At 65.5% G+C, this 13,603-nt stretch carries 9 protein-coding genes; 4 read left to right on the top strand and 5 right to left on the bottom strand.

What is annotated here, in order from left to right; translation table 11 throughout:
• The first annotated feature begins 34 nt into the window (after window positions 1-34).
• Genes imuA through U9J39_RS11665 form a run of 3 tightly spaced genes read left to right on the top strand, consistent with a single transcriptional unit; the run spans window position 35 to window position 5,908 of the window.
• Window positions 35-955, top strand: coding sequence for a translesion DNA synthesis-associated protein ImuA (imuA, locus tag U9J39_RS11655; RefSeq protein WP_326347100.1), 921 nt, complete (start codon window positions 35-37; stop codon window positions 953-955).
• Window positions 888-2,447, top strand: coding sequence for a Y-family DNA polymerase (locus U9J39_RS11660; RefSeq protein WP_326347101.1), 1,560 nt, complete (start codon window positions 888-890; stop codon window positions 2,445-2,447). Before imuA ends, U9J39_RS11660 begins: the two co-directional genes overlap by 68 nt.
• The gene (locus U9J39_RS11665; RefSeq protein ID WP_115713509.1) at window positions 2,444-5,908 is read left to right on the top strand and encodes an error-prone DNA polymerase; all 3,465 of its coding nucleotides are present in this window, start codon (window positions 2,444-2,446) and stop codon (window positions 5,906-5,908) included. Before U9J39_RS11660 ends, U9J39_RS11665 begins: the two co-directional genes overlap by 4 nt.
• Before the next feature lie 109 nt (window positions 5,909-6,017).
• On the opposite strand, the gene U9J39_RS11670 is transcribed toward U9J39_RS11665, so the two are convergent.
• Window positions 6,018-6,344, bottom strand: coding sequence for a DUF1484 family protein (locus U9J39_RS11670; protein ID WP_326347102.1), 327 nt, complete (start codon window positions 6,342-6,344; stop codon window positions 6,018-6,020).
• Between the two features lie 835 nt (window positions 6,345-7,179).
• On the opposite strand from U9J39_RS11670, the gene U9J39_RS11675 reads away from it, so the two are divergent.
• Window positions 7,180-7,455, top strand: coding sequence for a hypothetical protein (locus U9J39_RS11675; RefSeq protein ID WP_145987348.1), 276 nt, complete (start codon window positions 7,180-7,182; stop codon window positions 7,453-7,455).
• Between the two features lie 23 nt (window positions 7,456-7,478).
• Here U9J39_RS11675 and U9J39_RS11680 read toward each other — a convergent pair whose 3' ends face one another.
• From U9J39_RS11680 to U9J39_RS11695, 4 genes are all read right to left on the bottom strand, one after another.
• Window positions 7,479-9,797, bottom strand: a complete 2,319-nt coding sequence (locus U9J39_RS11680) for an NADP-dependent malic enzyme (protein ID WP_326347103.1) — start codon at window positions 9,795-9,797, stop codon at window positions 7,479-7,481.
• A gap of 54 nt (window positions 9,798-9,851) precedes the next feature.
• Window positions 9,852-11,186 (bottom strand): dicarboxylate/amino acid:cation symporter, encoded by a 1,335-nt coding sequence (locus U9J39_RS11685; protein ID WP_025581664.1) that lies wholly within the window; start codon window positions 11,184-11,186, stop codon window positions 9,852-9,854.
• A gap of 164 nt (window positions 11,187-11,350) precedes the next feature.
• Window positions 11,351-12,343, bottom strand: a complete 993-nt coding sequence (locus tag U9J39_RS11690) for a tripartite tricarboxylate transporter substrate-binding protein (protein WP_025581663.1) — start codon at window positions 12,341-12,343, stop codon at window positions 11,351-11,353.
• Window positions 12,344-12,378: 35 nt separating this feature from the next.
• Complete coding sequence (locus U9J39_RS11695; protein WP_025581662.1) at window positions 12,379-13,545, bottom strand: mandelate racemase/muconate lactonizing enzyme family protein; 1,167 nt, start codon at window positions 13,543-13,545, stop codon at window positions 12,379-12,381.
• Window positions 13,546-13,603: the final 58 nt, after the last annotated feature.

Here is a 13,603-nt window from a genome sequence, read left to right on the forward strand (position 1 = left end):
TCCTCGCCCTGCCGGCGAGCGACGCTAACTTCATATGACTGCGCCATTGCATGCAGCCCCGCCCAGGGCGGCGGAGGGTCTGCCTTTCCCTGCGCCGGCGGCCTCAGGGCCCGCCTGGCCTGCTCCGGCCGAGCGCCAGCAGGCGCTGTCGGCGCTCGAGCAGCGCTATCCCGGGCTGTGGCGGGCCGGCCAGCTGGGCCGCGCCGGCGGGGCCGCGGTGTGCCCGACCGGGTATGACGCGCTGTCGGCGGAACTGCCCGGCGGCGGCTGGCCGGCCGGCGGCCTGACCGAACTGCTGACCACGCAGGGCGGCGCGGGGGAAATGCGCCTGCTGCTGCCAGCCCTGCGCACGCTGGCCGCGGCGGGGCGGCGCATTGCGCTGGTGGCGCCGCCTTACCTGCCCAATGCGATGGGGCTGGCCGCGGCCGGGCTGCCGGCGCGGCAGTGCTACTGGGTGCGTGCTCCGGCCGAAGCGGCCAGGGCCGCGCAGCAGGCCGACATGCTGTGGGCCGCCGAACAGGTGCTGCGCAGCCAGGCCTTTGGCGGCGTGCTGGTGTGGCTGCCGGCGGCGCGCCCCGAGGCGCTGCGGCGGCTGCAGGTGCTGGCGCAGGCCGGCGACGCGGTGGCCTGGGCATTGCGCCCGGCCACGGCGCTGCGCGAGTCGTCGCCCGCGGTGCTGCGGCTGCTGCTGGCGCCGCTGCCCGGCAACATGCTGTCGATCACCTTCCACAAGCGCCGCGGGCCGGTGCGGGACACGCCGCTGCTGCTGCGCCTGGACGGCATGGCGGCGGCCACGCGCGCGGCCGCCTGGCCGGTGCCGGCAGGGGCAACTGCGGCGGTGCCCGCCGGGCCCGAACCGCTGGCGCAGTCTTCTCAGCTTTCATCCGATGCCGTACTGGATCGCGGTGCACCTGCCGCGCCTGCCCCTGGACGCGCTGCAGCCCAACTGGCCTGAGCTGGCGCCCGCGAGCGTGTCCACCGCCACCCTGCACCATGCGCTGCCGGTGGCGGTGATGGCGCGCGAGCAGGTGGTGCTGGCCAATGGTCCGGCGATGCAGCTGGGCGTGCGCTATGGCATGCGCCGCGGTGGCGTGCAGGCCCTGTCGGCCGATATCGTGCAGCTGGAGCGCGACCCGGCCGCCGAAGCCGCGCTGATGGAAGCGGTGGCGCTGGCGCTGCTGCGTTTCACCCCGGGCGTGACCGTCGACGAGGAGCCGGAGTCGGCCACGCTGATGCTCGATGCCGGCGCCAGCCTGCGCCTGTTCGGCGGCCATCGCGCGCTGTGCCGCGCGGTGCGGGCCTGCGTGCGCCAGCTGGGCACCGTGGCCCAGGTGGGCTGCGGCCCGACCGCGCACGGCGCCGCCTGGCTGGCGCGCCAGCCGCTGCGGCGCACGCGGCGCGGCGTGGTGCGGCCCGGCCGCCGGGCGGTGGGCATGGCGCGCCTGCACCGGCTGCTCGACCGCCTGCCGGTGGAGGCGCTGCATACGCTGGCCGATCCGGCCTGGCTGGACGGCATCGGCTGCCGCACGCTGGGCGAGGTGCGGCGCCTGCCGCGCGCGGGCCTGACGCGCCGGCTGGGCCCGGCGCTGCTGGCGCGGCTGGACCAGGCCTATGGCGAGGCGCCGGCGCGCTTTGTCTGGTTCGTGGCGCCGCCCGCGTTTGCGCAGCGCATGGACCTGCCGGGCCGGATCGAATCCGCCGAAGCCGTGCTGGCCGGCGCGCAGCGGCTGCTGCTGGCGCTGGCGGGCTGGCTGGCGGTGCAGCAGGCCGGCGTCACGCGCTGCGTGCTGGTGCTGGAGCATGAGCGCTACCGGCGCGGCGCGGCGACCGAAGGCACCCCGGTGCCACTGGGCCTGGCCCAGCCCAGCCGCGATCCCGCGCACCTGTCGCGGCTGCTGCGCGAAAAGCTCGACCAGCTCAGCTTCCATGCCCCCGTGACCGGCCTGGCGCTGCGCGTGGAAGCCATGGCCGCGTGCGTGCCGCAAAGCGATGCGCTGTTCCCCGAGCCCGGCGGCACGCCGGAAGACCTGGGCCGCCTGCTCGATACGCTGATGGCGCGGCTGGGCCGCGACAACGTGCTGCAGCCGCGCCCGCTGGCCGACCACCGGCCCGAGCGCGCCAACCGCTGGTGCCCGGTCGACGAGCCCGCTGGCAAGCCCGCCAGCCTGCCCGAGCCGCAGCCGGAGCGCCCGCTGTGGCTGCTGCCGCAACCGCTGCCGCTGCCGGTGCAGCGCCACCGGCCCTGCCACGGCGGCCCGCTGGCGCTGCTGAGCCGGCCCGAGCGCATCGAGGCCGGCTGGTGGGACGGGGCCCTGGCCACGCGCGACTACTTTATCGCCGAGCGCGCCGACGGCCTGCGCTGCTGGATCTTCCGCGAGCGTCCGGGCCATGCCGCGCAGGACGATGGCGGCGAGTATCGCTGGTTCCTGCATGGGTTGTTCGCATGAGCGCGCCGCCCTTGCCCCCCTCGTTGCCTGCGTCCTTGCCGGGTTTGCTGCCGGCGCTGCCGGATTACGTGGAGCTGCACTGCATCTCCAACTTCACCTTCCTGAGCGGCGCCTCGCACCCGGGCGAACTGATCGAGCGCGCCTTCGGCCTGGGCTACCGCGGGCTGGCGCTGACCGATGAATGCTCGGTGGCCGGCACCGCGCGCGCGCACGATGCCATCGAGACCCTGCGCAAGCGCCTGCACGACGCGGTGGCGCGCAGCGCGGCACGGGTCGCTGAGGGCGTGGATGAAGGTGTCGATGACGGCGCCGATGACGGCATCGATGAACCGCTGCTCGACGACGCCGATGCCTTCGGCAGCGGCGACGACGATCCCGGCTTCCACGCCAGCCGCCACCAGCGGCTGCAGGCGCTGGCCCGCGCCGCCGATGCGTTCTCGCTGCTGATCGGCAGCCGCTTCAGCCTGATCCCGGCCAATGGACCGGAACAGGCGCCGCTGCGGCTGGTGCTGATCGCGCAGCACCGCGAGGGCTTCGGCAACCTGAGCGAGCTGATCACGCTGGGCCGCCGGCGCGCGCAGAAGGGCAGCTACCGGCTGCATCCCGAAGACCTCGCCGCGCCGGCCGGCGACATCGCCCACCTGCGCGGCATGCCCGGCTGCGTGGCGCTGCTGCTGCCCGACTATTGCGCCGAGCCGGAACGGCTGCTGGAGCAGGCCGAGTGGTGCCGCGCAGTGTTCGGCGAGCGCGCCTGGATCGCGCTGGAACAGTTGCAGGGCCATGCCGATGCCTTGCACCGCGCGCGCCTTGAAGCGGTATCGGCGCAGACCGGCGTGCCGCTGGCCGCGGCCGGCGCGGTCACCATGCATGTGCGCTCGCGCAAGCCGCTGTCCGACGTGCTGACCGCGATCCGGCTGGGCCAGCCGCTGGCCGAATGCGGCATGGCGCTGGCGCCCAATGCCGAGCAGCACCTGCGCATGCGCCAGGTGCTGTCGCGCCTGTACCCGCGCGAGGCGCTGGCGCAGACGCTGAAGATTGCCGAGACCTGCGATTTCTCGCTGGGCACGCTGCGTTACGAGTATCCCGAGGAACTGGTGCCGCCCGGCGAGACCCCGATCTCCTATCTGCGCAAGGAAGTCGAGCGTGGCAAGCGCGAGCGCTTTCCCAACGGCCTCAAGCCGGAGTGGGAAGCGCAGTTGAAGGAAGAGCTGGAGCTGATCGAGGAAAAGCACTACGAGCCGTTCTTCCTCACGGTGCACGACATCGTGCGCTTTGCGCGCTCGCGCGGCATCCTGTGCCAGGGGCGCGGCTCCGCCGCCAATTCGCTGGTGTGCTTCTGCCTGTATGTGACCGAGGTCAGCCCCGAACAGGCCAACCTGCTGTTCGGCCGCTTCCTGTCGCGCGAGCGCGACGAGCCGCCCGATATCGACGTGGATTTCGAGCACCAGCGGCGCGAAGAGGTGATTCAGTACATCTACGACAAATACGGCCGTCATCGCGCCGCGCTGGCGGCGTCGCTGATCACCTACCGTTCGCGCAGCGCCCTGCGCGACGTCGGCCGCGCGCTCGGCATCGACGCCAGCGTGGTGGAGCAGGTAGTCAAGGGCCAGGCATGGTGGGACGGCGGCCCGGGCTTTGTCGACAAGATCGCCCGCTACGGGCTCGATCCCGAGTCCCCGGCAGTGCAGCAGTGGGCCAGCCTGACGGCGCAGCTGCGTGGCTTTCCGCGCCACCTGTCGCAGCACGTGGGCGGCTTCGTGATCGCGCGCCACAAGCTGTCGCGGCTGGTGCCGATCGAGAACGCGGCCATGGCCGACCGCAGCGTGATCCAGTGGGACAAGGACGACCTGGAGTCGCTGGGCCTGCTCAAGGTCGACGTGCTGGCGCTGGGCATGCTGTCGGCGATCCGGCGCGCGCTGGAGATGATCCCCAACCCCAGCCGCGATCCGGCGCGCGCGGGCCTGCCGGCGCGCATGGAGGACATCCCGAAGGAGGACAAGCCGACCTACGACATGATCTGCCGGGCCGACACCATCGGCGTGTTCCAGATCGAGTCGCGCGCGCAGCAATCGATGCTGCCGCGGCTGCAGCCGCGCGAGTACTACGACCTGGTGGTGGAGGTGGCGATCGTGCGGCCCGGCCCGATCCAGGGGGGCATGGTCCATCCGTACCTGAAGCGGCGCGAGGCCTTTCGCCGCACGCAGAAGCCGCCGGTCTACTTCAACCAGGTAATCGAGAAAGTGCTGGGCCGCACCCTGGGCGTGCCGATCTTCCAGGAGCAGGTGATGCAGCTGGCCATCGACGCGGCGGGTTTTTCGCCGGGGCAGGCGGACCAGCTGCGCCGCTCGATGGCGGCATGGCGGCGGCGCGGCGACCTGCGCCAGCACCAGGACGCGCTGGTGCGGGCGCTGACCGGCAAGGGCTATCCGGAATCCTTCGCGCTGGCGATCTGCAAGCAGATCGAGGGGTTTGGCGAATACGGCTTTCCCGAAAGCCATGCGGCCAGCTTCGCCAAGCTGGTGTACGTGAGTTCGTGGCTCAAGTGCCACCATCCGGCGGCCTTCCTGTGCGCGCTGCTGAACAGCCAGCCGATGGGCTTCTATTCGCCCTCGCAGCTGGTGCAGGACGCGCGCCGCCATGATGTGGAGGTACTGCCGGTGGATGTCACCATCAGCCGCTGGGACAGCACGCTGGAGCCGGTGGCGGAGTCCGATGCGGCCATCATTCGGCAGGAGCGGCCGCCGCATCCGCGCGTGCGCCTGGGCCTGGGCCGGGTCAAGGGCATGCGCGAGGCCGCGGCGCTGCGCATCGAGGCCGCGCGCGCGCAGCGTGCCTTCGACAGTGTCGAAGACCTGGCGCTGCGCGCCGGCCTGGACCGCCACGACATCGACGTGCTGGCCGCCGCCGACGCGCTCGCGCCGCTCGCCGGCAACCGCCGCCAGGCCCGCTGGCAGGCGCGCGCCGCGGCCGCGCATGCCGCACACCGCGACCTGCTGTATGAAGCGCCGCCCGCCGAGGCCGCGCTCGCGCTGCCGGCGCCGCGCCTCGGCGAAGATGTGACCGCGGACTATGCCAGCCTGGGGTTGTCGCTCAAGTCGCACCCGCTGGCGCTGCTGCGGCACAAGCTGGCGGCGATGCGCTTCGTCACTGCCAGCCAGCTCGAACGCTGCGCCAACGGCCGCCGCGTGCGCGCCTGCGGCATCGTCACCGTGCGCCAGCGCCCGTCCACCGCCAGCGGCACCATCTTCGCCACCATCGAGGACGAGACCGGCAGCATCAACCTGATCCTGTGGCCCGACCTGGTCGAGCGCCAGCGCAAGGAGGTGCTGGGCGCCACGCTGCTGGGCGTGGTCGGCACCTGGCAGCGCCAGGGCGACGTGCGCCACCTGGTGGCCAAGGAACTGGTGGACCTGAGTCCGATGCTGGGACGGTTGATGGTGGGGAGCCGGGATTTTCATTGAGACGCACGGCGCCAATGAGGGGGATGCAAACGGCGCGAGACCAGTTGGCTCGCGCCGTTTGCTTTTCAGCGCTGCTCATCCGTCGGGCGGGTAAGCAGGCTCTCCCTGGTCAGACCAACGCCTGCAGGCGATCTGCGCTCTCGTCCAGCTGTTGCTTGAGCGGCAAAAGCAGGGCGTGGAGGCCGATGCCTTGGAGAATGGTGTCGCTCTGCAGGTCCAGCAAGGTCAGGAAGGACTGAAGGCCGGCGCTGACGCGGAGGATGTCGTCAGTGGCCTCGAGGATTTGCTCCTCCAGGGTGACGGCTTTGCTGGGTGGGGGCGGAGCGGCTTTGGCGCGGGGGCGGGCCTGGGCGCGGTCCACTTTGGCCACGTTTTCGGCCAGTTGAGCTTTTTGGGCGAGAGTGGGCTCCTGGGGAGCCGGGGTTGTGCTTTGCATTGCAACCTCCAAGTGTGAGTGACGGAGGCTCGCGGTCCGCTGCTAATCGGGTGGGCGAGCACAGGGCAGGGTTAGCAGACCGGGACACTCGGAAACCCGGCGAGCCCGAGGGCTCCCCAGCCAAGGCTCGCCCATTGTGCATGGGCGTGCGAAGGCGTGTAGAAGAGGGCTTGCTGCGCAAGCCCTCTTCTGTGAGTGTCCAAGCAGGCTGCTAAACCTGGTCGCCGTTGTCTGGCGACGAACCATTCTCAAACACCCGCACATGACCGGTCAACGAAACCGGTCGATCGGAAACGAATTTTGACATACTGGCCGGGTATGCAGGTCAGAGCGCGAGCGCAGGTTTGTCCGGAACGTTACCGAACCCGTGTCCCTGCGGGGCGTAGTCATGACGGCCATGAGAGCATTTAAGCTTAGGGCGACAAGAGCTGATCGAGTAGCGACCGGCGGAGGTCACCTCCCGGCCAAAAGCCGTCTGCCACAAATGAATTCAGCTCTGACCGAACATCGTCAATTTACAGACGTTCAACTAGCGCCCATCCTCCTGCGTAAGAGCAAACGCAAGGCCAGTCTCTCCAATGCGCGCTTCGTAATGGCCACTCCCGGTAACATCCACAGGGGCAGTCACCGTACCAGTGGTGACCATGGACCCTTCCTCAATCTTGTGACCCTGCTGGGCAAAACTCTTCCAAAGGAAGCCGAGGGATAGGAATGGCATTGTCCGGTCTGATCCCAACCAGGGAGTTGGCAATCCGCTCGCCATCGCGCCAGAGCGCGGCAACTTTCTCAAAGGCGGTGCTATCGGCCTGAGTGAGCTTGCCGCCGAGAACAGTGCGTGAAACCCAACGTTATCCGCGATAAAGCTGGGCTGACCCACCGCTTTCCGATCCAGGAATCTGCTACAGCCTACTTCGACAGCCAGGCTGCATACTCGATCATCGATGCCGCGTCGAACGCTTCGTCTCGTGGCGAAACCGTACGAGAAAAGCAAAAGGCCACCTCAACCTCCAAAGTAGCGCTTCGTCCAGCAGGTAGCTGCACGACGGCACCAGACTGGATTACACGAGAAGGAATCAAGACCCCAGTAGCCGGCGGGTTCGGCAACCGTTAAAGCTTGCGTCGCTCATTTTGCGATCAGCTTTGCAGAATATTGGGGTCCTTGTCGCGATCACTCGCCTCGGCGACCAGCAGCGCAGCGACATTGACAATGCGTCGTACCGTCGCGGACTCGGTGAGCACGTGAACTGGCCGGGCAGCGCCGAGGAGAATAGGACCAATCGCCACGTTGTTACCCGCGGCCGCCTTCAGGAAATTGTACGAGATGTTGGCGGCATCGATGTTCGGCAGGATGAGTACATTGGCATCACCTTCGAAACCAAGCTCGAAGCTACCCGTGCGCAGGCTGGCATCCAGCGCAATGTCACCATGCATTTCGCCGTCTGCCTGCAACTGCGGAGCGCGCTCACGCAATGCTTGAAGAGCCCTACGCATCTTCTGGGCCGATGCCGAGTCGCTGGTCCCGAAGTTGGAGTGGGAAACGAACGCAACCTTGGGTTCAATACCGAACCGGCGCACCTGCTCCGCTGCCATGACGGCGATGTCGGCCAGTTGTTCGGCAGAGGGATCGATATTGATGTGGGTGTCGGCCAGGAATATCTGCCGTCCGGGCAACACCAGGCCGGTCAATGCAGCGAACACATTGGCACCTGCTCTCTTGCCAATGACTTGATCGATGAAATGCAGGTGTCGATGCGGTGTGCTTACCGTTCCGCAGATCATGCCATCGGCTTCCCCTTTTTCGACAAGCATGGCGCCGATCAAGGTGGTGCGGCGCCGCATTTCCAGCTTCGCCATTTGTTCGCTGATGCCTCGTCGGGCCATGATCCGGTAATACGACTGCCAAAAATCCTTGTAGCGCGGGTCGTGTTCGGTATTGACCACGGCGAAGTCGCTGTCCGGGCGCAGGCGCAAGCCCAACTTCTCAATGCGCTTCGCAATGACATCCGGTCGCCCGACGAGGATTGGCGTTGCCAGTTGTTCGTCGACGACGATCTGTACCGCCCTCAGGACGCGCTCTTCCTCGCCTTCTGCAAACACGACGCGCTTTCTGGCAGAAGCGACGCTCTTCGCTTGCTGGAAGACCGGCTTCATCAGGTTGCCGCTGTGATAGACGAACTGTTGCAGATGCTGGCGATACGCTTCCATATCCTCGATGGGCCGCGTGGCAACCCCGGAATCCATGGCCGCCTGTGCTACCGCAGGGGCAATCTTCACGATCAGGCGCGGGTCGAACGGCTTCGGGATCAGATATTCGGGTCCGAAACTCAGCTCCTTGATGCCGTACGCTGTCGATACGATGTCGCTTTGTTCCTGCCTCGCCAGCTCCGCAATGGCGTTGACGGTGGCGATTTCCATTTCCCGCGTGATGGTCGTCGCCCCGGCATCCAGCGCCCCCCGGAAAATGAACGGGAAGCAAAGCACATTGTTGACCTGGTTGGGATAGTCGGCCCGGCCTGTTGCTAGCACGGCGTCGGGACGGGCGGCAGTCGCGATCTCCGGCGCAATCTCGGGTGTCGGATTGGCCAGGGCGAAGATCAAGGGCTGCGGTGCCATGGCCTTGACCATGTCTTCCTTCAACACGCCACCGGCTGACAGCCCAAGAAAGATGTCGGCGCCGTTAATGACTTCCCCTAGCCTGCGGGCGGGCGTGTCCTGTGCGAAGCGCTCCTTGTGCGGATCCATCAACTCCTTTCGTCCATGGTAGACGACGCCGGCGAGATCGGTCACGAAGATGTTCTCAAGCGGCATCCCCATGTCAACCAGCAGATCAAGACATGCCAGCGCCGCCGCCCCCGCGCCGGAAGCCACCAGCTTCACTTCGGCGATATGCTTGCCCACGACGCGCAAGCCATTCGTAATCGCCGCTGCCACGACGATGGCTGTACCATGCTGATCGTCGTGGAAGACGGGAATCTGCATGCGCGAGCGGCAGCCCTGCTCGACTGTAAAGCAGTCGGGGGCCTTGATATCCTCCAAGTTGATGCCGCCAAACGTCGGCTCCAGTGCGGCAATCACTTCTACCAGCTTTTCAGGGTCACTCTCGTTGAGCTCGATGTCAAAGACATCGATGCCGGCGAACTTCTTGAACAGCACAGCCTTCCCTTCCATCACGGGCTTGGCAGCCAAAGGGCCGATGTTGCCAAGTCCCAGCACGGCACTGCCGTTCGTGACCACGCCTACCAGATTGCTTCTGGCGGTATAGCGGGCAGCGTTGAGGGGGTCTGCGACGATCTCCTCACAGGGGTAAGCAACCCCCGGAGAGTAGGCAAGGGATAGGTCGCGTTGGTTAAGCAATTGCTTCGTCGGCGAGACGGTCAGTTTGCCCGGCGAAGGAAACTCGTGATATTCAAGCGCGGCTTCGCGCAAGCTCGGTGCAGCAGTCCTGGTGTTCATGTGAAGTTCCGGCAGTGCTTCGTTCCGACGGCGTTGGCGGCCGGGACCCAGCTATTAGTGGTTGGGACGTGGTGCAAGTGCGGGCTCGTTGGCCTCACTTGGAGCGTCGTCAAGTAGCTCATCTCGACGTCCGTCCAGGACGTCTCGTGCCTTCTGCATGTCAATGGCGCCTTCCCATCGTGCAACGGCAATCGTTGCCACGCCGTTTCCGATCAGGTTAGTGACTGCGCGCGCCTCGTTCAGGAAGCGATCAATACCGAGCAACAGCACAAGTCCCGACACAGGAATCTTGTTCATCGAAGCCAGTGTTGCAGCGAGCGCGACAAATCCGGCGCCAGCCACCCCCGCTGATCCTTTTGACGTCAGCAGCAGCACACCGAGGACGATCAGTTGGTCCCAGATGGTCAGGTCAATGTTCATGGCTTGTGCCACGAAGATCGTTGCCATCGTCAAATAGATCGCGGTACCGTCGGCGTTGAAGGTGTAGCCAGTGGGCAAGACCATCCCAACCACGGGCCGGGCGCATCCCAGCCTTTCAAGTTTGACCAGCATCTGCGGAAGAACCGCTTCAGTGGACGCGGTTCCCAGCGTCACGAAGATCTCATCCTTGATGTATCGGATGAATTTCCATAGCGACAGGCCCGACGCCCGCATCACCGCACCCAACGCCAGGACGATGAACGCGATGGACGTCAGGTAGAGGCAGAGCATCAACTCGCCGTAGGAGGCCAGCGTACCGATGCCGTACTTGGCAACCGTGAACGCCATGCCGCCGAACGCACCGATCGGGGCCACATGCATCACGATCCTGACCACGCCGAACATGGCGTGAAGGAACATATCAAGCATGTCGACGAAGGGGGCCGTGCGGGGACCCAGCCGTGCCAACGCAATGGCCAAGAGCATCGAGAAGAAGATGATCGGCAGCATCTCCCCATTCGCGAACGCGCCCACCACAGTGTTAGGTACGATGCTCATCAGGAAGTCGAGCATCGTGTGGTGCTCTGCCGCAGTCGTGTAGGCTTTGATCGCACCGCCATCGAGCTGTGTGGGATCGATATTCATGCCATGGCCGGGCTTGAACACATTGACGACGATGAGCCCGATGGCAAGCGCTACGGTCGACGCAATCTCAAAGTAAATGACCGCTTTCACGCCAACGCGACCGGCCTCATGGATATCGTTCATCCTCGCGATACCGACCACAACCGAGGCGAAGATGATGGGCGCCAACAGCATCCGGATCAGCTTGATGAAGATGTCGCCCAGTGGCTTCAGTTGTTCACCAAGATCCGGCATGAAGTGGCCGAGAAGAATCCCGGCAACGATGCCGATGAGAACCTGAACGTACAGCTTCGATAGGTGTTTCTTTAGAAATGAAGGCCGCACTGTTGTCTCCTGCAGGTGCGATTCGTGGTGCAACCGCCAAGCTTCGGACGCACGGGGCCCTATGGCAGCTCCAGTACATCGGAGCCGCCTGGCGATCAAGAATGTTGGGGAAAGACGGGACGGCACCGAACCAGGTGCCCCGTCCCGTGGGAAGCGCTATGCAGTCACTCCGGGTGAATGCCAGCGTCCGTGATGACTTTCGTCCACCGATTAACTTCTTCGTTGAAGAACTTCTTATGGCCTGCCGGTGAGAGACGATCGTCGGTGACAACCGTGATGCCCAAGGCCTCTTCACGTTTGATTAGCGCCGGATCCTTCAGCGCAGCGCGCAGGGCCTTGTTAATCTTCTCAAGTACGGCTGGCGGGGTACCGCGAGGCGCATACAAACCGTGCCAGACGGTGAAGTTGAATCCCGGCAAACCGGCTTCGTTGAGTGTCGGGATGTTCGCCAAAGCCGGTACGGTCGAGCGTTGGGCGCTTGTCACCCCAAACGCCTTGACCTTCTTGGCTTCAATCTGCGGCGTACTGTTGGTGGCCTGCTCGCACATCAAATCGACTTGCCCGCCCATGATGTCGGACATCGCGGGCGCCGTTCCCTTGTACGGTACGAAAGTCATGTCGCTTTTCAGCGTGCTTTGCAGCAGCAAGCTGCAGAGGTGCGACGCCGAGCCCACGCCTGCGTTGGCCAGGTTCAGCTTTCCGCCATTCGCCGCAATAAACTTCTTGAGTTCGGGCAGGTTGTTGGGCGGTAGCGCCGTCTTGCCGATCAGTGTCGACGGAGCCTCGTTGATTAGCCCGAGGAATTCCAGGTCCGAGGTCTTGTAGCCGAGCTTCTTGTACAACGCCGGCGCCGTCGCGAGACCGATATGGTGAACCAGCAGTGTATAGCCGTCCGGGGTCGCCCGGGCGACACGCGCCGTGCCGATGGTACCGCCGGCACCAGCGGTGTTCTCCACGACGACTGTGGTGCCGAGCGTTTTGCGCAGCGATTCGGCGACGTCGCGCGCGATCTTGTCGCTCGGGCCGCCAGCCACGAACGGGACAACCAGGGTGACAGGCTTCTCCGGATATTCGGCACGTGCGTAGCCGGATGTGACGAAGAGACCGCTAACAATGCATAGGGTGGCGGCGCGGATTGCCGCTTGCTTAATCCACATGGTTGTCTCCGTTTATGTTTTTGAAATGCTGTGGCTTACGCCGACAGTTGCTGCATCACGCTATACAGGTCCGACTTGCCTTCGAAGCCGATCCCGGGCAGGTCCGGCATCGTCAGGTAGCCCTTCTCGACCTTGACGCCATCGGGGAAGCCACCGAATGGCTGGAACAGGTCAGGGTAGCTCTCGTTGCCGCCCAGGCCCAAGCCCGCGGCAATGTTCAGCGACATCTGATGACCGCCGTGCGGAATGCAGCGGCTGGCTGACCAGCCGTGCTGCTTGAGCATGTCCAGTGTGCGCAGGTATTCCACCAGGCCATAGCTGAGGGCGCAGTCGAATTGTAGGTAGTCGCGATCCGGACGCATGCCGCCGTAGCGAATCAGGTTGCGGGCGTCCTGCATCGAGAACAGATCTTCGCCGGTGGCCATCGGTTTGTCGTAGTAGTTGCGCAACGTGGCTTGCAGTTCGAAGTCCAGCGGATCGCCCGGCTCCTCGTACCAGAACAGATCGTACTGGGAGAGCGCCTTGGCGTACTGGATGGCGGTATCGAGATCGAAGCGGCCATTGGCGTCGACGGCCAGCTTCTGACCATCCTGCAGCACGCTCAGGATCGAATCGATGCGGCGCAAATCCTCGTCCAGCGAAGCGCCGCCGATCTTCTTCTTGACCACGGTGTAGCCGCGGTCAATGTAGCTGCGCATCTCGTCCTTCAGCTTGCCGTGGTCCTGGCCGGGGTAGTAGTAGCCGCCGGCGGCGTAGACGAACACCTTGCGGTCGGGCTGCCCATTGCCGTAGCGGTCGGCCAGCAATTGGAACAGCGGCTTGCCTTCGATCTTGGCGACAGCATCCCAGACCGCCATGTCGATCGTGCCGATGGCCACCGAACGTTCGCCATGGCCGCCCGGCTTCTCGTTCTTGAACATGGTGTCCCAGATCTTGTGCGGATCCAGGTTGTTGCCGGTGGCGTCGATCAGCGACTCCGGATCGGCTTCCAGGATGCGGGGAATGAAGCGCTCGCGCATCAGGGTTCCCTGGCCATAGCGACCGTTGGAATTGAAGCCGTAGCCGACGACCGGCTTGCCGTCGCGGATCACGTCGGTGATCACGGCAACCAGGCTGAGGGTCATCTTGCTGAAGTCGATGTAGGCGTTACGGATGGGCGAGCTGATGGGGAAGGTCTTCTCGCGAATTTCTACGATTCTCACAATGTGTCTCCTGACTCATATGACATGAACGCTGGGGGCGTCGGAGTACGTAGCTTAG

This window comes from Cupriavidus sp. SS-3, assembly GCF_035818815.1.
GTDB classification, from domain to species: domain Bacteria; phylum Pseudomonadota; class Gammaproteobacteria; order Burkholderiales; family Burkholderiaceae; genus Cupriavidus; species Cupriavidus taiwanensis_C.

Bases quoted from the DNA above. Each gene is read 5' to 3' on its own strand.
- imuA (WP_326347100.1), top strand. From the start codon at position 35: ATGACTGCGCCATTGCATGCAGCCCCGCCCAGGGCGGCGGAGGGTCTG.
- U9J39_RS11660 (WP_326347101.1), top strand. From the start codon at position 888: ATGCCGTACTGGATCGCGGTGCACCTGCCGCGCCTGCCCCTGGACGCG.
- U9J39_RS11665 (WP_115713509.1), top strand. From the start codon at position 2,444: ATGAGCGCGCCGCCCTTGCCCCCCTCGTTGCCTGCGTCCTTGCCGGGT.
- U9J39_RS11670 (WP_326347102.1), bottom strand. From the start codon at position 6,344: ATGCAAAGCACAACCCCGGCTCCCCAGGAGCCCACTCTCGCCCAAAAA.
- U9J39_RS11680 (WP_326347103.1), bottom strand. From the start codon at position 9,797: ATGAACACCAGGACTGCTGCACCGAGCTTGCGCGAAGCCGCGCTTGAA.
- U9J39_RS11690 (WP_025581663.1), bottom strand. From the start codon at position 12,343: ATGTGGATTAAGCAAGCGGCAATCCGCGCCGCCACCCTATGCATTGTT.